Source organism: Candidatus Pelagibacter sp. HIMB1506 (assembly GCF_052047935.1).
Lineage (GTDB): Bacteria > Pseudomonadota > Alphaproteobacteria > Pelagibacterales > Pelagibacteraceae > Pelagibacter.
In genome coordinates, this window is sequence record NZ_JBNAIS010000001.1 from 749,789 (window position 1) to 770,989 (window position 21,201).

Below are 21,201 nucleotides of genomic sequence, written 5' to 3' on the forward strand. Positions count from 1 at the left end.
ATAATTATGAAAAGATTAATCTATGAAGAACTAATCAGCGATTTAATAAAAAAATTAGATAATATAAAAAATAGATATTTGATAGCTTTGGCTGGACCGCCTGCTTCGGGAAAAACCACTGTTTCTGAAAAGATAACAAAAGATTTAAATCTAAAAGGATATCCATCAAATATTCTTCAGATGGATGCGTTTCATTATGATAATGATATTTTAGAAAATAAAGGTTTACTATCCAAAAAAGGATCCTCTGAAACCTTTGATGTTATGGGTTTAAAAAATTTTTTAAACAGATTAAATGATGAAGATGAAGTTATTGTCCCAATTTTCGATCGTTCTTTAGAATTATCTAAATCGTCAGCGGTTATAATTTCAAAAAAAACAAGAGTTATAATAGTTGAAGGAAATTATCTTCTTCTGAATTCTGAACCTTGGAAAAAATTACATAATTATTTTCAATCTAAAATCATAATTGATTGTGAAGAAAAAATTAGAGAAGAAAGGCTTATTAAACGTTGGGAAAATTTTAATTTACCTAAAGAAGAAATTCATAAAAAAGTATATGAAAATGATCTTCCGAACGGATTAAATGTTTTGCAAAATAGTATTGAGGCAGACTACACTTTAATTAATTAAGCTTTTGGCGGTTCTTTAGCTCCAGTCATAAATGCAACGGCATCTGACATTTCATATTTTTTAGGATCAATAACACATAATCTAGTTCCTAGTCTGTGAATATGAATTCTATCAGCTACCTCAAAGACATGAGGCATATTATGAGAAATTAATATAATAGGAATTTTACGCGCTCTTACCTCACCTATCAACTCAAGAACCCTTCTGCTTTCTTTAACACCTAAGGCAGCTGTTGGCTCATCCATAATTACTACTTTAGTTCCAAATGATGTTGCTCTAGCTACGGCTACACCTTGTCTCTGACCTCCTGATAAAGTTTCTACTAATTGATCAATATTCTGAATTGTTAACAATCCTAGATCTGAAAGACGTTTTCGAGCTTCATCAGCCATAGCTTTTTTATCCAAAAATCTTAAAAATTTTCCTAGAAATCCTTTTTTTCTAATCTCTCTCCCCAGAAACATATTGTCAGTTATTGATAAAGCTGGAGAAAGAGCTAAGTTTTGGTAAACGGTTTCTATACCTAGTTTTCTAGCCTCAATAGGTGAAGTAAAAGTTACATTCTCTCCATCTAAAAGTATTTCGCCACTATCAGGTATTACTGCTCCACATAAAACTTTAATTAAAGTTGATTTACCAGCACCATTGTCTCCAATAACTCCTAATACCTCTCCGGGATAAAGCTCCAGATCAGCACTATCCAAAGCAACAACTCTTCCATATTTTTTTGATAAATTTTTTGCAACAAGAACAGGTTTCATTAATTTGATACCTTCCTAATCCATTGATCTATACCAACAGCAATAATGATCAAGCAACCAAGCGCGAACCTTTGCCATAAAACATCTAATCCAGCAATTGACAAACCAGAACTAAATACACCTACAATTAATGCTCCAAATAAAGATCCAATAATAGTTCCTCTTCCACCAAACAGTGAAGTACCACCTATTACAACTGCTGTAATAGAGTCTAGATTTCCTTCATAAAAACTTGTTGGTGAAACTGATCCGACTCTTCCTATTGAAACCCATGCTCCTATAGCAATAACCAATCCTGCAACAGCATAAATTGATACAAGCATTCTATCTGTTCTAATACCAGACAGCTCTGCAGCATCTTTATCATCTCCAATTGCATAGACATGTCTTCCCCATGCAGTCTTATTGAGCATAAACCATAAGAAAACAAATATAGCGATCATCAAGAAAGCACCGTAAGTAAATACGAAACCTCCAAGATTTATTCTTTCACCCCAAAAATGTAATAAAGGTGCATTCTCTTCAATTACTGAACTTCTTATAGATTGAGAACCAGTAAAAAAAATAACTAATGCAAAAAATATATTCCAAGTTCCAAGAGTAACAATAAATGGAGGTAATTTTAATCTTGTTACTAATAAACCATTTATAGCACCAGTCACAACTCCTGAAATCATACCTATTGCAATTGCAGGTAAAGTGGGCATCCCAAAATCAATTGAAAGTTTTCCCATAACGACTGATGCAAGAACCATCATTGCAGCAACACTTAAATCAATTCCAGCAGTTAAAATGATCAGTGTTTGTGCTGCAGCTAAAATTCCAACAATTGTTACCTGTTGAACAATCAAAGATAAATTAAATGCAGAAAAGAATTTTCCTCCAGCTATAAATCCAAAAGCAATTACGCTTAAAATTAAAATAATTACTGGAACAATAGTTGGATTACCATGTAGAAAATGTTGAAGTTTTTTTAAAAACGTTTGCTCACCAATATCAAATGTATGGTGGTCTTGAGCCTTATCACCTATATCTGATGTAAACTTTGGCTGATCTTTTAAATCTTTTGATATGTCATCAGATATTTTGCTCATGAATAAAAAATAAAATTAATAATTACAGAATTTAAAGTCAAGTTTATCAGGGCAGAAATATTCTGCCCTGACAAAATGAAAAGTTATTGGATTATCCCCAACATCTGTCCATTCCTTCTTTAACACTTATTGAAGGAACTCCACTTGCAGCATCATCTGTAACTAAATTTACACCAGTATTAAAAAACTTTAATCCTGGAGAGTTCTCAGGTTTAGTTCCATTTTCTGCCCAAGCTTTAATAGCCTCAACACCTAAAGAAGCCATTAAAAGAGGATATTGTTGTGATGTAGCTCCAATTATACCTTTTTTAACATCAGCTACACCTGGACATCCGCCATCAACAGAAGCAATTAATACACTTCCATCTGCTTTGCCCGCTGCTTTTAAAGCTTCATAAGCACCAACAGCTGCTGGTTCGTTAATTGTATAAACTACATTAATGTCTCTATCTTTCTGAAGACATTTTTCCATTGCTGTTCTTCCACCTTCTTCGTTACCATTTGTAACTTCATTACAAATGATTCTTGGATCATCTTCGTCTCCCCATCTTGAAACGTCTTTAGTATCAATACCAAATCCGTTTAAGAAACCTTGGTCTCTTAAAACACCAACAGATGGTTGACTTTCATTAAGATCTAACATTGCAATTTTTGCATTAGCAGCATTTGCTCCTAATTTTGCAGCAACCCAAGCACCGCCTAGTCTTCCAGCTTCAAAGTTATCAGTAGCAAAAGTAGAGTCTGCAGCTGTGATAGGTTCTAAAGGTGTATCAAGCGCAATAACTAATAGACCGTTATCTTGTGCGTTTTTTAAAACTGGAACTATTGCTTTAGTATCAGATGCAGCAATTAAAATTCCTTTTGCACCAGATGCTATACAAGTTTCAACAGCTCTTACTTGAGTTTCATGGTCACCATCAATTTTTCCAGCAAAAAATGATAATTTTACACCTAACTCATTAGCACGAGCCTCAGCACCTTCTTTCATTTTTACGAAAAATGGATTGATATCCGTCTTAGTAATCAAACAAGCTTCAATTGCAGCATTCGCTGAAGTAGTCACAAAAAATAGACCACTTAAAATCATTGAAGCGAGAGTTAACGTTAGTTTTTTCATATATATCTCCCTTTTATTTATTAAGAGTTAAATGTAATTGGAAATGATTAGCAACAAAAAAAAACGCTCACAACTAAAAGTTGAATAAATTGTCAAACAAATAATTTTTAAATTTAGTTAACACTGACAGGTTTGGAGCTTAACAATTCAACTGTTTTTAATTGTGCTTTTTTACAATATTTTGGTTTTTGATTTTTTAAAATTAAATCCATATCTTTAAGAACTATATTTCCCATGTCAAAAAAAGCCTCCTTTAATGCACCGGCTCTATGAGCTGAAAATAAAATATTTTTTACTTTTCTTATAGGATCATTTTTTCTTACAGGCTCTTCTGGAAATACATCAGTGGCTACATAAATATCTCCTTTTTTTAATCTAGTAACTAAATCTTTAAAATTAACAACTGCTGCTCTACTCATTAGAATAAATAGAGTATTTGGCTTCATTCTGTTTAACAATTTTTTATCAATTAAATTTTTATTTTCAGTTGTCACGGCTGCTAAAACATAAATTACCTCACATTTTGAAAACATATCTTTTAAATTGATCGGCTGAAATCCATATCTTTTGATCACATTTTTTGGAAGCCATGGATCATAAACAGAGATATCTTTTGTAAATGGTAAAAGTAGTGGATAAAGAGATTTTGCTAAATCACCAAACCCTAATAAACCAATTTTTTTACCTGACAACATTGATGCTTTAAGATTACTTTCTAGGCCATATTTCTCTTTACCTTTTAGAAAATCGAAATGCGCTTCATGAATATTTCTTAATAGGGATAATGTCATTCCTAATGCTATCTCAGCTACAGGTTTTGAAAAAACAGGAGAAGTAGCTATCACATGAATACCTCTTTTATGACAATATTTATAATCAACATTGTTCATAAAATTACTTTCAACATTTATAATTGCTTTTAATTTAATTGCTTTTGATAAAAGTTTTTTATCTAGATCGGGTTGACCCATTATAAATGAAGCTTTGTGAATATTGCTTTCATAAAATTTTTTTTTGTTTTTGCTTGGGGCTACAATAAGTGTGTATTTAGTTTTAAGTTCTTTTAGTTTTTTTTTTGTGAAAATTAGATCTAAAGTTCTTGGGAAAGGATCTGAAATTACAATTAATTTTTTCATAAATTAAAAAATTAATTCATAATTTTTTTTATTTCCTCTAACGTAAATGGTTTAGGTTTTTTGCAAGTAGTCTTTATTTCTTGCGGGATACCTGTTTGAGATGCTCTCATAGTTGAGTCTATGATATCTAAAACATGCAAAGAAAGCTCACCATTACATCTATGTTCTAAATTGTGCTCAATTGCATAAGCCATCTCCGATAGACCAGCTCCTCTATAATTTGCATTTGTTGGAGATTCATTTGCTCTTGAGCTTTGACTTTTAATGTTAATTTTTCCTAAAGGCATCATATCTGTTTTGTGCTCACCCCAATTACCGCCAGCAGTCACTGAAACAAAAGCTGATCCACCAAACATATTTGGATCAGGAACAATAATTGATCCTTTGTTACCATATAGCTCTATGTGGTTTCTTTGATGAGCGACTACATCAAATGATAAAGTTATCTGTATAATGCAATCATTTTCAAATTGTATAGTTGCAAGATAAGTCGTTGGAGTTTCTACTTTAAATTTTTGACCTTTTTTTGGGCCTATCCCAATTTCTCTTTCTTCAAAAACTTTTGTATATCTTCCTTGTACTTGTTTTGCTGGACCAATTAAATTTACTAATGCCGTAAGATAATATGGACCCATATCTATTACGGGACCCCCTTCATTTTCAGCAAACCAAGGTTCTGGGTTTGGATGATAAGATTGCACTCCAGGGAAAGCAAAAATAGCATTACCTAATTTAATGTCACCAATTACACCGTTATCAATGAGTTCACGAGTTTTCTGAATGCCCCCACCCAAAAAAGTATCTGGTGCATTTCCAATATAAAGATTTTTCTCTTTAGCAAGTTCAACTAATTTTTTTCCATCTTTAAAGTTAACAGCCATAGGTTTTTCAGCATAAGAATGCTTACCATTTTCTAAAGCCATTTTTGAAACTTCAAAATGTGCACCAGGAATTGTAAGGTTTAAAATTATTTCAATCTCTTTATCTTTAAGAAGTTCTTCAACAGTTACAGCTTCAATATTGTAATGAATTGCACACTTCTTCGCTGTTTCCATATTAATATCAGCGCATTTAACAATTCTGATATTATTGAAATACTCCTGAGCTCTAAAATAAGTTTCTGAAATATGACCACAACCTATAAGGCCAACTTTAAATACTTTGTTCATAGAGGATTAAATACCTTGTCTTTGCTTGCTTCTTCCTTCTTTATAAAGTTTTAAAGCTTCTTCATTTTCTTTGGTTGTTGGAATTTCTAAAGTTGGACTATCCCAAAAAGATGATCCTTCTACCCATTTATAAGCATGTGTCTTAATTGAAATAACATAAGTTACATCAGATGCTTTAGCTCTTTTAAATGCAGCTTCAAGATCTGAAATTGAAGTAACGTGTTCAGATTTAGCCCCCATACTTTCTGCATGTTTTGCAAAATCTACATCAACTAAGCCAGGTGTATTAGAGCTCTTTAATAAGTTGTTATACTCTTTTCCACCTTTGAATAATTGAAGTCGGTTTATAACTGCAAAGCCACCATTATCACAAACAACGATTATCAATTTATTTTTTGTAATTACTGAAGAATAAATATCAGTATTATTTAATAGATAAGAACCATCGCCAACAAATGAGATTACTTCTTTATCTGGATTAGCCATCTTAATTCCTAATGCTCCAGATATTTCGTAACTCATACAACTAAAACCCCACTCTGTTTCATGAGTATTTAGTTCTCTTGGTCTCCATACTTGAATTACTTCACCTACCAAACCTCCTGCAGCTGTAACTGCAATATCAGTTGGATCAGAATTTTTATAAATAGCACCAATTACCTGAACATAACTTGGAACTTCCTGATTAGTTGGAGCGCTCTCTTTATCTATATGTTCATTCCATGACTTAAGTTCTGTTTGAGATTTCTTATTCCAATCTTCTCCTGCTTTCCAATCACCTAAAGCTTGTGAAAGTTCAGTTAATGAAACTTTTGCATCTCCAACAACAGCTTGAGCCAAATGTTTGTTAGCATCATATCTTGATACATTGATTGAAACTAATTTGAAATTTTCGTTTTCAAAATTTGCCCATGATCCAGTAGTAAAATCAGCTAGCTTTGTACCTATTGCAATAGCAAGATCGGTTTGTTTTGCTAATGAGTTTGTATTTTTTCCACCAAGTCCTCCGATTTGACCTGCAAAATGAGAATGATCTCTCTTCATTGTTGAATAACCCATTACAGTTTGTGTAACTGGAATATTGTGTTTAATTGCAAACTGACTTAACTCTTCCATTGCATCTGAATAAAAAACTCCCCCTCCAGATATTATGATTGGATTTTTTGAAGATTTAATTTTTTCAGCTGCCTCTTTAATTTGAAATTCATCTGGTCTTGGTCTTCTAATTGTATGAACTCTTTCTTTAAAAAATTCTTCTGGATAATCAAAAGTTTGGCCTTGGATATCTTGGCTTAAAGCAATACAAGCAGGGCCACAGTCAGCAGGATCTAACATTGTTTGAACTGCTATTGGAAATGATTGAATTATTTGTTCAGGTCTAGTTATACGATCAAAATATCTTGTAACTGGTTTGAAAGCATCGTTTGCTGTTATGCTTGGATTATTAAATTGTTCAACTTGTTGCAATACTGGATCTGGCATTCTATTTGCATAAGTATCACCAGGTAGAAATAAAATTGGTAATCTATTACTCATTGCAACTGCTGCTGCAGTAACCATGTTGGTTGCACCTGGACCAACAGATGCTGTTGCTACAAAAATTTGTTGTCTTCTCTTTGCTCTAGCATAACCTATTCCAGTTAAAGCCATATTCTGTTCATGATGGCCTCTATAAGTTGGTAATTCTTTTTGATTTTCTTCAAGTGCTTGACCTAAACACGCTACATTTCCATGTCCAAAAATTCCAAAGACACCGGGAAAGAGTGGTTCTTTTTTGCCATTAATTAATATTTTTTGGGCAATTAAATATTTAACGATTGCATGTGCACAAGTAAGAGTGATTTTTTTCATAATTGGGTTTATTTTTTTTATGTATAATGTTTAAATATATTTATATTTATAAATTAAAAAACCCAACTTAGTAAACCTTAAAAAAATAAAAAATTATGTATAACAAATTTGGACAATTCATTGATGGAAAATGGCAAGAAGCAGAAAAAAAAGAGACATATGATGTAATCAACCCTGCAACTGAGGAAGTGATTGGAAAAGCATCAAAAGCATCTTCAGTAGATGTACAAAAAGCATTAAAGTCAGCTGAGAAAGGTCTTAAAGTTTGGAGTAACACTACTCCATGGCAAAGATCATATGTAATTAGAAAAATTGCAGATCTAATGAGAGAGAAAAAAGATGTTCTTGCTAAATGGTTAACGCTTGAAGTTGGTAAACCTCTTGCTGAAGGAGTTGGAGAAGTTGGTGGAGGAGCAGATATATTTGAATGGAATGCTGAAGAAACAAAAAGAATTTACGGTCAAACAGTTCAAAGTAGATTTCCTGATACAAGAGTACATGTTTACTATCAGCCAGTAGGTGTTGTGGCTGCTTTGATACCATGGAACTTTCCAATAATTTTAGCTGCAAGAAAAATTTCAACAGCATTAGCTGCTGGTTGCTCTGTAATTTGTAAACCAGATGTAATTACACCAGGTGCAGTTATGGAATTAGTTAATATTTGCAAAGAAGCAGGTGTACCTGATGGTGTGGTTAATTTATTATCTGGTGATCCTGCAGAAATCTCTAATGAATTATTAGAGTCTGATATTATTAAAAAAGTATCAATCACTGGTTCAACAAGAGTTGGTAAATTAATATTAAAGAAAGCAGCAGATAAAGTTCAAAGAGTAACTATGGAGCTCAGTGGTCACTCACCTTTTATTGTTTGTGATGATGTTGATATGAATAAAGTTGCAGATATTGCGATTACTGCAAAATTCAGAAACAATGGACAAGTTTGTATCTCTCCAAATAGATTTTATATCCAAGAAAATAAAAAAGATGAATTTCTTGGAGCTTTTATGGATAGAGCAAAGAAATTAAAAATTGGAAATGGTATGGATGAAGGAACTATCTTAGGTCCTTTAACTACTGCAAAAAGATTAGATGAAATTGAAAAACTAGTTGAGACAACAAAAAATGAAGGAGCCAATGTTTTGATGGGAGGAAAAAGACCTTCGGGTTTTAACAAAGGTTATTTTTATGAGCCAACTGTTTTTGATAATGTAAAAGACGATTTTACGATTATGAGAGAAGAGCCATTTGGTCCTCTCGTACCCGTTCTTACGTTTAAAACATTTGATGAAGTTATTGAAAGAGCAAACAATAACGACCTTGGTTTATGTAGTTATTTGTATACAAATAACATGGACCAAGCCAACAGAGGTTCTGAAATGTTAGAGTCTGGTTGCGTTGCTGTTAATACTGGTGCAGTTGCTGTAGCAGAAGCTCCTTTTGGTGGTATCAAACAAACTGGTTATGGACGTGAAGGTGGATCAATGGCGATCAAAGATTATCTAAACGTTAAATACACGCACATGGCATTAAAGGTATAATTATGAGAAAAAATAAAATTAAACAAATGATGAAAGACGGTAAACCCGTCATTAATGGTTGGTGCGCAATTCCAAGTACTGCATCTGCAGAAGCAATGGCACATCAAGGTTGGGACTCATTAACTATAGATATGCAGCATGGATTAGTTGATTACAGTAATGCTCTTCCGATGCTTCAAACAATTTCGACGACAGATGTCACTCCACTTGCTAGAGTTAATTGGAATGAGCCAGGACAAATAATGAAAATTTTAGATGCTGGTTGTTATGGAATTGTTTGTCCAATGGTTAGTAATAGAAAAGAAGCTGAAAATTTTGTTCAAGCATGTATGTACCCACCTGATGGTTACAGAAGCTTTGGTCCTGTTAGAGGATTAATTTATGGTGGTGCAGATTATGCAGATCACGCTAATGAAGAAATTCTTAAATTAGCAATGATAGAAACTAAAGAGTCTTTAGAAAATTTAGATGAGATAATGTCAACACCAGGTGTTGATGGTATTTATATTGGGCCTGCAGACTTAAGTTTAGCAATCGGTGAAAAACCTGGATTTGATCGAGCTGAAACAACAAAGGCTTATTCAGAAATTTTGAGAATTCTAGAACATGCAAAGAAAAATAATATTTTTGCAGGAATTCACAATGGTACAACAGAATACGCAACGAAGATGATTGAAAAAGGTTTTGATTTTGTAACGATAGCTTCTGATTTAAGAGCTTTAAGTGCTGGCGCTAAAGCAACTGTTGATAAGATGAAAGGTTCTTTGTCTAAAAAAGACAACGACGCTACTTATTAATCAAGTTGATTTAAAAATTCTTCAAACTGATTTTTATCTAAATTAGAGGATTGTTTCTTGCTTGGAAACTTTCCAGCCATAGAATCTTTTTTAAATGCTTTAAGAGCTTTAACTCTTTCAACCTTAATTTCATTTCTAAGTTTTAATAAATTTCCATAAGCTTTAGAATGTCTTGGAGGATTTTCAGTATCACCACAAATATCTTCCATAAATAAATACATCACATCTGCATTTCTTCCAGATCCTAAAGAGACAGTTACAATATCTGTTCGTTTAGAAATTTCTCCCATTACATTTTCAGGTATTACTTCACACTCAGCAGAAAAAGCTCCTGCATCTTCTAATCTTTTAAACTTTTGGAATAACTCATAAGCCTCATTTGCAGTTTTACCAACTGCTCGAAGTCCACCTATCCAAGTTGATTTTCTTGGAACTAATCCTAAGTGACCCATAACGGGTACATCTTCCTTTGCTAGCATTTCTACTATGTCCATACTTCTTGGTGTCATCACTGCATCAGCGCCGTTTTCTAAAGCTTTAAAAGCTCCACGCATAATGTCATCTGCTGTAACAAATTCGTTTAAAACTAAAGCTGCAGTTAAAAAAAGATTTTTAGACCCTTCCCTAACTGGAATAACATTTTTAGCGTTAGCAATAATCATATCAAAGCCAGCTTTTTCAGCAGATGAAGCTTCATCAACAGTATTTGCGGTAACTTGAGTAAATTTTCTTTTACCTTTGGCTGCTTTTAAATCACCTACTGTAGTTGATCTTTTGGCTGGTTTTGCAGCCCATGTATATACATTCTTCATTAAATACCTTTATAAAGAACGTCTCTTCGATCAATAAATTCCTCAAAAGTCTTAATGGTAACAACTGATGGTAAAATAAAAATTGATCTTTTGTCCTTTTCGTTTCTAATAATTCTAAAATAACCTTTCTTGATTGCTGTATCGATATAAACATTAGAAGTTAAATAAGATTTCTCTATAACTCTTAATAGTTCATTTTTTGTAATAGATTTATTTTTATAATAAGCAAGCATAACCATGTGCAGCATAATCCAATGTTGAGGTGTCAGAGAAAACCAATTTAATAAATCATTTGCTAACCTTCCCTCAAAATCTCCAAGCGAAATTTCAGCTAATGTAATTCTTTTCTGAGTTGATTTTGAAATCTTTTTCTGTTCTTCAAAATTTTTTGGATACTTAAACTGTCTTTTCATTTAAATAAACTTAAACTTATTAAGTTTTCTATTCAATACTATTTTTGCTTAGTAGCTCTTTATAAATGTTATTTACTCTATGCACTTCTGAGGCTGTATTAAAATATCCTTCATATTCTATTTCATCTGGTGTTACATCAAAATGGTAATGACCAGCATCTTTATCGTCTTCATAAGAATGAAAATGAGTATGTTCACCAGACTCTCTTAAATTCAATTCTCCTCCAGTAGGATCTCCAGTCCAAAGAACTGTATAACACTGTAATTTTGGACCAACAGGTTCATAAAATTGAAGAAAATCTTTTACACACTTCATTTGTTTTGGATCATAGTATTCATGTTTGATATCTTTATAATCTGGTTGAACATGCGATCTTACTTTTCCTTCTAAAATTCTAAACACACCCGCGATAGCAATGTGTTCATTTTCATTGAGGTTTAAATTATTAGATAAAGAAGACCTCATTGCTTGCGGAAGTGAACCTTGATTACCTGATCTTCCTTTGATTTTTATTTTAATTACTTTTCCTTGTTTACCATCTGTATAATAAATATTTCCAAGTCCACCGTGTTTTCGTGCGCTATATTTTTCAACAATACATTTTTTATCAGGACTTACTCTTGCAATTATAGATCTAGATTCGTCAGTAATTAAATTTTCATTAATTACTAATTCTCCGCAGTGACCATCTAAACACGACATTGCACCAGATCCAGCACCTAATGCATAAGATTTTTCTGATCCAATCATTTTAGAAATTTCTTGGTAATCAAATTCAGCACCGATAAAATTAGGATCATGCATGTATGGTTCACCACCAACATCAATGATTTTTTGGTTACCGCTTATTCCTTCAGATGGACAATCCCATTCACGAAGATTGGGACAATCTACAACTTCTACTTCAACATTTTTATAATTTTCTGAAAGTCCTTTTTTTAATGCATACGCTATATCTTCAAGTGAATGATTTGTGAAAGCTCCTTTTTCTATTTTTAATTGCATGATGTTAATAAGCTATAATTTATTTTGCATATTGTCTATAGATAATATATATAATTTCTATACATAAATAATTTTAAAAAGGTAACGATGATAAATAAAGATTTAAAAGTAGCCGTATTAGGCGCAGGTGCAATGGGATGTCTGTTTGGAGGATTGCTAGCTGAAAAAGGTTTAAATGTAACTTTAATTGACGTTTGGAAAGAGCATGTTGATGCAATTAATAAAGATGGTTTGAAAATGGATGGTCACGGTGGTGATCGTATAATTAAAGTTAATGCTACTTCAGATCCATCATCGTTAGATAAGATGGATGCAGTGATTGTTATGTGTAAAGCAACTGCATTAGAACCAGCGTTAAATAGCATTAAAAATATTATTGGTGAAAAAACAGTTTTCATGTCTTTTCAAAATGGAATTGGTCATGAAGCAATAATTCAAAGTATCGTTGGAAATGAAAAAGTAATCGGTGGAACAACAACACAAGCTTCTAATATTTTAGGACCAGGTCATATAATGAACCATGGCGCATTGCCTTCATGGATTGGTGAATATGAAGGAGGAATAACGGAAAGAATTACAGAAATAGCTGATACTTTTACTGCACATAATTTAGAAATGATTGCAGCTGAAGATGTTAAAAAAAGAAAATGGATGAAGCTTTTTGCTCTAACAGCGATTGGTCCTCTTTCAGCTATATTTGACCTACATCACACCGATCTTTACGTAAATAATAAGGCTAATGATGTTTCAAGAGGGCTTGGTAAAGAAATCATTTTAGAGACAAGAGAAGTAGCACTTGCTGATGGAGTTAATGTTTCTGAAGATGAGTGTCTATTTATGTTCAATAAAATTGTAGATTCTATGCAAACTAACAAATCTTCAATGGCTTTTGATGTTCAATACAAAAGAAAAACAGAAATTGATTTTATAAGTGGTGCTGTTTCTAAAATTGGAAAAAAACATGGAGTAAAAACACCTTTAAATGACCTGATGTATAAAATGATCAAGGTTAAAGAAGGTATGTATAGTTAATGCTTAAAATTAATCGATTAAAAAAAATTAAAAGTAATTTTCCTGTACTAGTTGGAGATAAAGTCGTTGAGAAAAATACTTGCAATTTATTAATTGATGAAATTAGTAAATCTAAAGCTTTTGATGACATGATAATGGGTGGTCGAAGCAGAATTAATAAAGGCTCAAAAAATTTTAATAACTATATTAAATCTTCAAATAATTCCGCAAAACTCTTCAAACTTTTTAATAGCAAAGCATTTTATAAAAAAATTGAAACTCTTTTTTATAAAAATTTTAAAGATGGATCTTGGACAAACACTCACAAACCAAAAATATTTAATCAAAAAAAATTTACTATTAAAAAGAAATTAAATTCAAGTGAATTAAAAAAATTATTAGGAAACAATTACACTAACCCAAAAGTTAATTTAGATATTGATTTTTCGGTTTCTAAAGGAGGATACAGACTGCGTCCTCATAGAGATGATATTACGAGATTGTATAATTTCTTAATTTATCTAACAGATATTCCAAAGAAAAATGGAGGATCACTTACAATTTATAGAAAAAAATCAAAGAAAAATTTAAGAAAAAGTTTCAGGCGATTTCCAAAAATGAGTGAATTAGAAATAGTAAAAGCATTTACTCCAAAGAAAGGAACTGTGGTATTTTTTCAATCTACACCAAATTCTTATCATGGAGTTAAACGTTTTATAGAAAAAAACTGTCCAAAAAGATTTTTTATTTATGGAAGTTACGCACTCAATAAGCCAGTTATTTGGAATTATAAAGGAACAGCTTACTATCCTCACATAATTAGCACCAAGAAAAAAATGTTAACTTCTTTTCATGATGCAAATTATTTAACAACTGCTCCTAAGAATTGATATTGTTAAAAAATTCTACTAGGTTCTATTAATGGCAAATAATCTACAAAAGAAATTGTTTGAACAAGGTTACTTGAAAGTAAAAAATGTACTTAACTTTCAAAGAGATTTAAAGCCAATCCTTAATGACATGGAATTTGTAATGGATTGCTTAATCCAAAAATTTGCAAAAAAAAAAGATTTAAAAAAAGTTCTTAATTTAGATTTTAAAAAAAAATATTCTTATATATCAAAATTAAAAATTGATGATTTAGATCAATATTTTAATACTAGATTACCAAGAGATCATGTTAAGAAAGATAGTGATTATTTTGCTACTCAATCTTTATGGAATTTAATTACCAATAAAAACATTTTAGATGTTGTTGAAAAAATTTTGGGAAAAGAAATTATGTCTAATCCAGTACAAAATACTAGAATTAAACAACCAGAAAAAAAATTACCAAAAGGTTCAATTTTAGACGGTTTAAGTGGAAGAACACCTTGGCATCAGGATGCTGCTGTTCTTAATACTAAAGGACAAAAGTTAACGGACATGGTTACTGTATGGATACCTTTTACAAAAACTACAAAAAAAAATGGGTGCATGATTACTGTTAAGAAAATTAATAAAATGGGATTATTAAATCATATCGCTGGTTATAGGGGCCAAGTAGAAATTAAAGACAGTAAATTACTGGATAAAATGCAGCATATTCACTTAGAGGCAGACGTTGGAGATGTAATTCTTTTGCATAAACATTCAATTCACTGCTCCTTACCTAATAGATCAAATGATTTTAGAATAAGTGCAGACCTTAGATATAACGTAGCCGGCCAACCTTCTGGAAGAGATCCACTTCCAAATTTCTATGTAAGAAGTAAAAACAAAAAAAATCTCAAAATTCAGAATTTTAAACAATGGTTAGCTCTTTGGGAAAGGGCAAAAGAAAAGTGTATACCACGTAAATATGCCTTTAAATATCCTTTGCCAACGTTTAAGAATAGTAAAAGAAATCTTTCAAAATTATTATAAAAAATTAATTAATGAATTCAGTAACAACCCGCGTCTACTCGGTAGACTTTTTTTTAGCAATTCTTGGTTATTCCTTATTTGTTATCATGGACTCTATAGCAAAAGAATTGACAAATTATTATCATGTAACACAAATAATATTTATTAATTCTTTATCTGCATTACTGCCAATTTTACTTTACACACAAGTTAGAAATTCCTGGAAAAAAATTAAAACTAAAAACTTTTTTGTACATTTAGTTAGAGCAATAACTTTAATAATTTCAATGGGATTATTTTTTCTTTGTATAAATAAACTCCCACTTACAACCATGTATAGTATCATCTTCTTTACACCCTTTGTATTAACAATTGGATCTGTAATTTTTCTAAAAGAAAAAGTAAGTTGGAGAAGATATACGGCAATATTGATCGGTTTTATTGGAACAATAATTGCAATTGATCCTTTTGGAAAAGAAATAAATAATTATGTGTTATTAGCATTGTTAATACCAATTTTTGGGTCTGTAGGTCATTTGTTGGTTAAAAAATATGGTCAATCAGAGAGTGTGTATTCATTTTTAATAATTGGAAAGTTAATTTTAATTGTGATCTCTGGTGTGATTACATTCGAGCTTTATATTCCAATGACTAAAACAGATTTTTTTTTAAATTTTAATGCAGGTTTATTAAGAGGAATGGGAATGATTTTTATTATAAACTCGGCTCGCCATCTTCCTGCTTCAATATTTGCAAATACACAATATGTTCAATTACTAATTGGTGCATTGATCGGTTTTTATATTTTTAATGAAATCCCTACTTGGAATATTTATTTAGGAAATGTTTTTATAATTGGTGCTGGAATTTATATTGTTTTAAGAGAGATAAAACTTTCTAGAAATATTGTTTCAAATTCAATAAGGCCAACAACGATTTCAATAAAAAAGTAAGTTATTCAATTTAAGTTAAAAATATATATAAGTAAGTATGGCTAAAATATTAATAACAGAGTTTATTAATCAAGACAGTTTAGATGATCTAAATAATACTTTTGAAATCAAATTTGATGAAAAGCTTTGGGAAAAAAAAGAAGAACTTAAAGAAATTATTAAAGATTATGATGGTTTAATTGTCAGAAATAAAACTCAAGTAACCAAAGATATTTTATCTAACGCTAGTAAATTAAAATTTATAGGAAGACTGGGTGTTGGTTTAGATAATATTGATACTGAATTTTGTAGAACCAAAAATATTCATGTCCAACCTGCAACTGGTATGAATGCAGACTCTGTAGCTGAATATGTGATTTCATCTTCTATGTCTTTAATAAAAAAAATTCCTATGTTTCATTATGGAACGATCAAAGGTGATTGGCCTAGAACAACTATTAAATCCTCTGAAATAAATGGAAAGTCTATTGGAATAGTGGGTTTTGGTACCATCGGCAGAAAAGTTGCTGACTATAGTTTGAAAAATGGACTTAATGTTTTGGCTTATGATCCTTATATTAAAAAATTAGAAGATAATGAAAAAAATTATAAATTATCTTCATTAGAAGAAGTATTTAAAAATGCAGATATTATTTCTTTACATTTACCATTAACAGAAGAGACTAAAAATTTAATCAACAAGTCTTCATTCTCTAAAATGCAAAAACAGCCAATAATAATTAATACTTCTAGAGGTAGTGTTGTGAATGAGAACGATCTTATAGATGCTTATAATCAAAATATAATTTCAGGATTTGCATTAGATGTGTTTGAAAATGAACCTATTAAAAAAGATTTATACGAAAGAATAACATCTGAAATGAATTGTATTTTAACTCCTCATATTTCAGGTGTGACAACAGAGTCAAATATAAGAGTTAGTAATTTTATAGTTAAAAAGGCGATAGATTTTTTTAAGTAATTATTTCGTTTAACTTAACTACTCTTCCAAGTTTAATTGATGTCTCAGCAGCTTCTCCAACAGCAACTGCAATTAATCCATCATTCAAAGATACCTCTGGCTTTAATTTATTTTTTACTGCATTTATAAAGGCTAAATGTTCATAATAAGTTGACCCATGATGATGTCCTGCTTCAAGTATTTTTGGATCTACACTAACACTTTCTTGTTTTGTTTTTCCATCTCTCATACCAATTCTTACATCAGAAGTAGTTTTCCCAGACTCGTTTGAAGGAACTGAAGTTTCAATTTTACCGATATTTCCTGTTGCGGTTAACTCTTCTTGCATTTCAGAATTTTCAGCAAACATACAAAGCTCAAGCATACTTCTTGAGCCGTTCTCAAAATTAACAATTACGTAAGCATTATCAATAATATCTGGTTTTTTCCCATCATATTCCTCATCTAAATGATTTACATCTTGTCCCCCACTCGCATAAACACTTACAGGCTCACTCTTAACAATAAAACGCATCAAATCAAAAAAATGACAACACTTTTCAACTAAAGTTCCTCCGGTATTTTTTTCAAATCTGTTCCAGTCATTTACTTTTTTTAGGAAAGGAAATCTGTGCTCTCTTATTGTTAATGTTTTTAGATCACCAATTGTTTTATTGTGAATTTCTTTAATAAATTTTGAAACAGGAGGCATGTACCTATATTCCATAGCAGTCCAAAATACTGATGGATAATCTTTAGTAAGTTTTTCTATTTCTAAACAATCTTTTGTCTTAGTACACAAAGGTTTTTCAACCAATATGTGTTTCTTAGTTTGAATTACATCTTTTAAAATTTGAATATGAGTAAAATTAGGAGATGAGATTATATATACATCGACTAAATTTTCTTTAATCAAATCTTGATGATTTTTAAAGCAAACAACTTCTGATTTAAGTAATTCTTGGCACTGTTTCAAAGACTCTTCGTGAGGATCTGAAAGAGCAACTACTTCAGCTTCGTCTATCAAAGATAAATTTAAAATATGTTCTCGAGCCATCGTGCCAGCTCCAATTATTCCATATTTAATTTTTTCCATATTTATTGTCTATCAGTTTAATTAAATAAATTTAATCAATTGTTAATCCACTTGGTACTTTTTCTGGTTTACCGAGTGGTCTTTGATTTCCACTTTTTCCAGTTAGAGATTGTAAAAAAGAGACTAATTGATCAATTTCTTTTTCACTTAAATCTATTGGCTTGATATCTATACTTGAAATAATTCTATCCTGTTCTCTTTTGTCAGAAAAAGTCACAAAATCTATTTGTTCTAACCATGGAGCATTAGGTAAATTTGCATATTGAGGTTTCCAATTTTTGTTCATAGTTACTGGATTTAAATGATGTTTAATTATGCCCTTAAGTGTTGGATAAGCACCATTATGACCATAAGGTGCCGTTAAAGAAACATTTCTTAGCGCAGGTGTTTTAAATTTATACATGTCATCCACATCATCTGTTTCAACCATTCTTCCAACATCACGTGCATAAGGATCGAAAGGTCTGGTTCTGCCCGGTCCAAATTGTGGAATACCTATTGAATGAAATTTTTGATCAGACAATAAAGACCCTGAATGACATGAGCTGCAATTAGCTTTACCATAGAATAAATTCATACCTGCAATCTGATTTGAATTTAAAGCTGATTTATTTCCGTTTAAATATTCATCAAATGGAGAGTCAAAAGATGTCCATTCATGAATTTCAAAAGCTGCAATTGAGTTTACTATATGTGTAATATTTATGTCTAAAGCATTATCAACATCATCGAAAGCGTGTTTAAACATTTCAACATATTCAGGAACTCCTCTTATTCTATGAGTAATAACAGGCCAAACTCTATCAATTCTCATACTGTCTTTACCAACTTTTGAAACAAGTCCTATAATTTCATTTTCACCTGGATTTCCAGCCATTTCAAATTGCCTTGTCATTGGAAATAAAGCTTGTACCGCTACTATATTATCAAGACCTTTTGGAAGCAGTTCTTGTGCTGGGGTATTAAAACCATTTCCAAATATGTCAGATTTAGTCACTCTACCATCGTGAAGTAGTGTTGTAATATCTTTAAATCCCAAATTCCATAATGCTAAAGCGTTTCTTGGAATACGTTTTTTGATTTTATCATCTCCTGATCCAGCTGTTCTTTCTAATCCAATACCATGTCCTCCTTCACCAATTCCTAATGAAAGTCCATCAGACCCTCCTAGATCATGGCTATGACAAGTTGCACAAGCAATATTACGATTGGCAGATAAAATTTTATCATGAAATAAAAGTCTTCCTATTTTAACCTTTTCCATATCAACTTTATGAAAATCATTACCTGTTAAAGGTTTTGGTAATTCAATTGAATATGTTTTGTTTGCTGAAATTAAAAATGGAATTATAAATATTAATATTTTTATATGTTGAGATATATTTTTATAATTTTTTTTATTCCATCTATAGTTTTTGCAGAAATTGAAAATGCTAGAGATTTGATGGAAGCTGGAAAATTTCAAGAGGCTATGGAAGAGCTGATGCCAGCTGCTAGATCTGGGAACGCTGATGCTGAAGAACTTATTGGAATAATGTATGCAATGGGTCTTGGGGTTGAGCAAGACGATGTTAGAGCTTTTGAATGGTATCTTAGATCCTCGATGAAAGGTCATCCCGGTGCTCAATCGGGTGTTGGGTGGTATTATGAAATCGGTAGAGGACTTCCTGCTCCTGATCTTGTTAGAGCTTACATGTGGTATGGTTTGTCTGCTATTGGAGGCGATCCTGATGCTGCGATTTCTCAAGAAGAAGTTGTTAAAAAAATGACTCCTGAACAAATTGAAAAAGCGCATATACTTATTAAAGATTACAAAGCTTGGATTTATCCGTTTAGGTAATGAGGCGAATAATTAAATCCGCCCCATCATTAAATTAAGATTATAAGTCTTTGTCGTATGCACTTGATGCTTTTTTCTCAGCATCAGCAACTGCGCTTGTTAAAGCGTCAAAGATTTGTCCGCCACCTTTAACATTTGACTTAAACCAATCATAAACTGGACTAGCAGCTTTTTTGAAGCTAGCTTTTTGTGCTGGAGTTGGAACATATAAATCTCCACCGCCTGCTACAAAGTCTTCATATGCTTTGATTGATTTTCTTTTTGGAGATGCAAATGTTGCTTGTTGCAATGCATAAAATCCATCCGTAATAACTTTCTTAAGTTCTTTTGGCATAGATTGATATTTTGCATTGTTCATCCACCAAAGTGCTCCCATGTATGCATGGCCGTCTAAAGTAACATATTTTAGACCTGCATCTGGAAACTTCATGTTCATAATGTCAGTTATTCCATTTTTAGAACCTTCAACTACACCTGTTTGAAAAGATGTAAATAATTCTGGCCATGGAATAGGAGTTGGTGATGCACCTAAAGCTCTTACAAGCTCTTGAGGTAAGTCAGCTACAACAGTTCTGATTTTTAGACCTTTCATGTCTGATGGTTCTGCAACTCTTCTTTTAGTGTTAGCAAAATTTCTCCATCCACCAGTGTTTCCAATAGTCATTAATCTTATTGTATCGCCTGAATCTTTAAGAGCCATTTGTCTCATAGTTCTTACAAAATCACCTTGCATAACATCTTCAGCAATTCTGTCGTCTGCCATTAGGTATGGTAAATCTAAAACTTGAACGTATGGGAATACACCAGCTGCTCCTCCAGAAGTAGAAATGTAAACGTCGATGCTTCCATCAGAAACACCTTGTAAACATTCTGCTCCTTTAGAACATAACTGTGTACCTACGAAAAGTTCTACAGATATTTTTCCATTTGATGCTGCTTCTACATAGTTTTTAAATACTACTGCACCATCATAGTCTTCATCTTGATCATTAGAGTTCATTGTCATTCTTAAATTGTAATCAGCAGCTGAAACAGAAGCTGTAAAACTAATTAAGAACAATAATGAAAAGAATGATTTAATTATTTTACTCATTATTTTTTCCCTCTCTTTAAATATATATTTAAGTATAGAAACTATACCTAAATTGAA

At 31.6% G+C, this 21,201-nt stretch carries 21 protein-coding genes; 9 read left to right on the plus strand and 12 right to left on the minus strand.

The window, feature by feature from the left end:
• The first annotated feature begins 6 nt into the window (after window positions 1-6).
• Window positions 7-633: an AAA family ATPase gene (locus ACTTA8_RS04125; RefSeq protein ID WP_440654472.1), complete on the plus strand. Its 627-nt coding sequence runs from the start codon at window positions 7-9 to the stop codon at window positions 631-633.
• On the opposite strand, the gene ACTTA8_RS04130 is transcribed toward ACTTA8_RS04125, so the two are convergent.
• The 6 genes from ACTTA8_RS04130 to iolD form a co-directional block, all read right to left on the minus strand.
• A complete protein-coding gene (locus tag ACTTA8_RS04130) occupies window positions 630-1,394 on the minus strand; it encodes an ATP-binding cassette domain-containing protein (RefSeq protein ID WP_440614570.1) in 765 nt (254 codons plus the stop codon). The two genes, ACTTA8_RS04125 and ACTTA8_RS04130, sit on opposite strands and share 4 nt — an antisense overlap.
• Window positions 1,394-2,488, minus strand: a complete 1,095-nt coding sequence (locus ACTTA8_RS04135; RefSeq protein WP_440614571.1) for an ABC transporter permease — start codon at window positions 2,486-2,488, stop codon at window positions 1,394-1,396. Before ACTTA8_RS04135 ends, ACTTA8_RS04130 begins: the two co-directional genes overlap by 1 nt.
• Window positions 2,489-2,579: 91 nt before the next feature.
• Window positions 2,580-3,605, minus strand: coding sequence for a sugar ABC transporter substrate-binding protein (locus ACTTA8_RS04140; RefSeq protein WP_440614572.1), 1,026 nt, complete (start codon window positions 3,603-3,605; stop codon window positions 2,580-2,582).
• 113 nt (window positions 3,606-3,718) lie between these two features.
• Window positions 3,719-4,741 (minus strand): NAD(P)-dependent oxidoreductase, encoded by a 1,023-nt coding sequence (locus tag ACTTA8_RS04145; protein ID WP_440654474.1) that lies wholly within the window; start codon window positions 4,739-4,741, stop codon window positions 3,719-3,721.
• Between the two features lie 11 nt (window positions 4,742-4,752).
• Window positions 4,753-5,910 (minus strand): Gfo/Idh/MocA family protein, encoded by a 1,158-nt coding sequence (locus ACTTA8_RS04150; RefSeq protein WP_440654476.1) that lies wholly within the window; start codon window positions 5,908-5,910, stop codon window positions 4,753-4,755.
• Window positions 5,911-5,916: 6 nt separating this feature from the next.
• The gene (iolD, locus tag ACTTA8_RS04155) at window positions 5,917-7,761 is read right to left on the minus strand and encodes a 3D-(3,5/4)-trihydroxycyclohexane-1,2-dione acylhydrolase (decyclizing) (protein ID WP_440654478.1); all 1,845 of its coding nucleotides are present in this window, start codon (window positions 7,759-7,761) and stop codon (window positions 5,917-5,919) included.
• Between the two features lie 95 nt (window positions 7,762-7,856).
• Between iolD and ACTTA8_RS04160 the strand changes: the two genes are divergently transcribed.
• Window positions 7,857-9,299: an NAD-dependent succinate-semialdehyde dehydrogenase gene (locus tag ACTTA8_RS04160; RefSeq protein WP_440654480.1), complete on the plus strand. Its 1,443-nt coding sequence runs from the start codon at window positions 7,857-7,859 to the stop codon at window positions 9,297-9,299.
• Window positions 9,300-9,301: 2 nt separating this feature from the next.
• On the plus strand, window positions 9,302-10,096 hold the full coding sequence (locus tag ACTTA8_RS04165) for an HpcH/HpaI aldolase family protein (RefSeq protein ID WP_440654482.1): 795 nt from the start codon (window positions 9,302-9,304) through the stop codon (window positions 10,094-10,096).
• Here ACTTA8_RS04165 and ACTTA8_RS04170 read toward each other — a convergent pair.
• Genes ACTTA8_RS04170 through ACTTA8_RS04180 form a run of 3 tightly spaced genes read right to left on the minus strand, consistent with a single transcriptional unit; the run spans window position 10,093 to window position 12,327 of the window.
• A complete protein-coding gene (locus ACTTA8_RS04170; RefSeq protein ID WP_440654484.1) occupies window positions 10,093-10,908 on the minus strand; it encodes a 3-methyl-2-oxobutanoate hydroxymethyltransferase in 816 nt (271 codons plus the stop codon). The genes ACTTA8_RS04165 and ACTTA8_RS04170 overlap by 4 nt on opposite strands.
• Window positions 10,908-11,321, minus strand: a complete 414-nt coding sequence (locus ACTTA8_RS04175; protein ID WP_262589473.1) for a MarR family transcriptional regulator — start codon at window positions 11,319-11,321, stop codon at window positions 10,908-10,910. Before ACTTA8_RS04175 ends, ACTTA8_RS04170 begins: the two co-directional genes overlap by 1 nt.
• Window positions 11,322-11,349: 28 nt before the next feature.
• Window positions 11,350-12,327: a DUF1907 domain-containing protein gene (locus ACTTA8_RS04180; protein WP_440654486.1), complete on the minus strand. Its 978-nt coding sequence runs from the start codon at window positions 12,325-12,327 to the stop codon at window positions 11,350-11,352.
• Between the two features lie 87 nt (window positions 12,328-12,414).
• Here ACTTA8_RS04180 and ACTTA8_RS04185 point away from each other — a divergent pair, with 87 nt between their 5' ends.
• Genes ACTTA8_RS04185 through ACTTA8_RS04205 form a run of 5 tightly spaced genes read left to right on the plus strand, consistent with a single transcriptional unit; the run spans window position 12,415 to window position 17,136 of the window.
• Window positions 12,415-13,359, plus strand: coding sequence for a ketopantoate reductase family protein (locus ACTTA8_RS04185; protein WP_262589476.1), 945 nt, complete (start codon window positions 12,415-12,417; stop codon window positions 13,357-13,359).
• Complete coding sequence (locus ACTTA8_RS04190; RefSeq protein ID WP_440654488.1) at window positions 13,359-14,228, plus strand: 2OG-Fe(II) oxygenase; 870 nt, start codon at window positions 13,359-13,361, stop codon at window positions 14,226-14,228. The genes ACTTA8_RS04185 and ACTTA8_RS04190 overlap by 1 nt, the downstream gene beginning before the upstream one ends.
• A 31-nt stretch (window positions 14,229-14,259) precedes the next feature.
• Window positions 14,260-15,243: a phytanoyl-CoA dioxygenase family protein gene (locus tag ACTTA8_RS04195; protein WP_440654489.1), complete on the plus strand. Its 984-nt coding sequence runs from the start codon at window positions 14,260-14,262 to the stop codon at window positions 15,241-15,243.
• A gap of 11 nt (window positions 15,244-15,254) precedes the next feature.
• The gene (locus tag ACTTA8_RS04200; protein ID WP_440654491.1) at window positions 15,255-16,175 is read left to right on the plus strand and encodes a DMT family transporter; all 921 of its coding nucleotides are present in this window, start codon (window positions 15,255-15,257) and stop codon (window positions 16,173-16,175) included.
• A gap of 37 nt (window positions 16,176-16,212) precedes the next feature.
• A complete protein-coding gene (locus ACTTA8_RS04205; protein WP_440654492.1) occupies window positions 16,213-17,136 on the plus strand; it encodes a hydroxyacid dehydrogenase in 924 nt (307 codons plus the stop codon).
• Here ACTTA8_RS04205 and ACTTA8_RS04210 read toward each other — a convergent pair.
• Complete coding sequence (locus tag ACTTA8_RS04210; RefSeq protein WP_440654493.1) at window positions 17,129-18,211, minus strand: Gfo/Idh/MocA family protein; 1,083 nt, start codon at window positions 18,209-18,211, stop codon at window positions 17,129-17,131. The two genes, ACTTA8_RS04205 and ACTTA8_RS04210, sit on opposite strands and share 8 nt — an antisense overlap.
• Window positions 18,212-18,242: 31 nt before the next feature.
• On the minus strand, window positions 18,243-19,475 hold the full coding sequence (locus tag ACTTA8_RS04215) for a cytochrome-c peroxidase (protein WP_440614586.1): 1,233 nt from the start codon (window positions 19,473-19,475) through the stop codon (window positions 18,243-18,245).
• Between the two features lie 105 nt (window positions 19,476-19,580).
• Between ACTTA8_RS04215 and ACTTA8_RS04220 the strand changes: the two genes are divergently transcribed.
• A complete protein-coding gene (locus ACTTA8_RS04220; RefSeq protein ID WP_440654495.1) occupies window positions 19,581-20,051 on the plus strand; it encodes a tetratricopeptide repeat protein in 471 nt (156 codons plus the stop codon).
• A gap of 40 nt (window positions 20,052-20,091) precedes the next feature.
• On the opposite strand, the gene ACTTA8_RS04225 is transcribed toward ACTTA8_RS04220, so the two are convergent.
• The gene (locus ACTTA8_RS04225) at window positions 20,092-21,144 is read right to left on the minus strand and encodes a TRAP transporter substrate-binding protein (protein ID WP_262589484.1); all 1,053 of its coding nucleotides are present in this window, start codon (window positions 21,142-21,144) and stop codon (window positions 20,092-20,094) included.
• Between the last annotated feature and the right edge of the window lie 57 nt (window positions 21,145-21,201).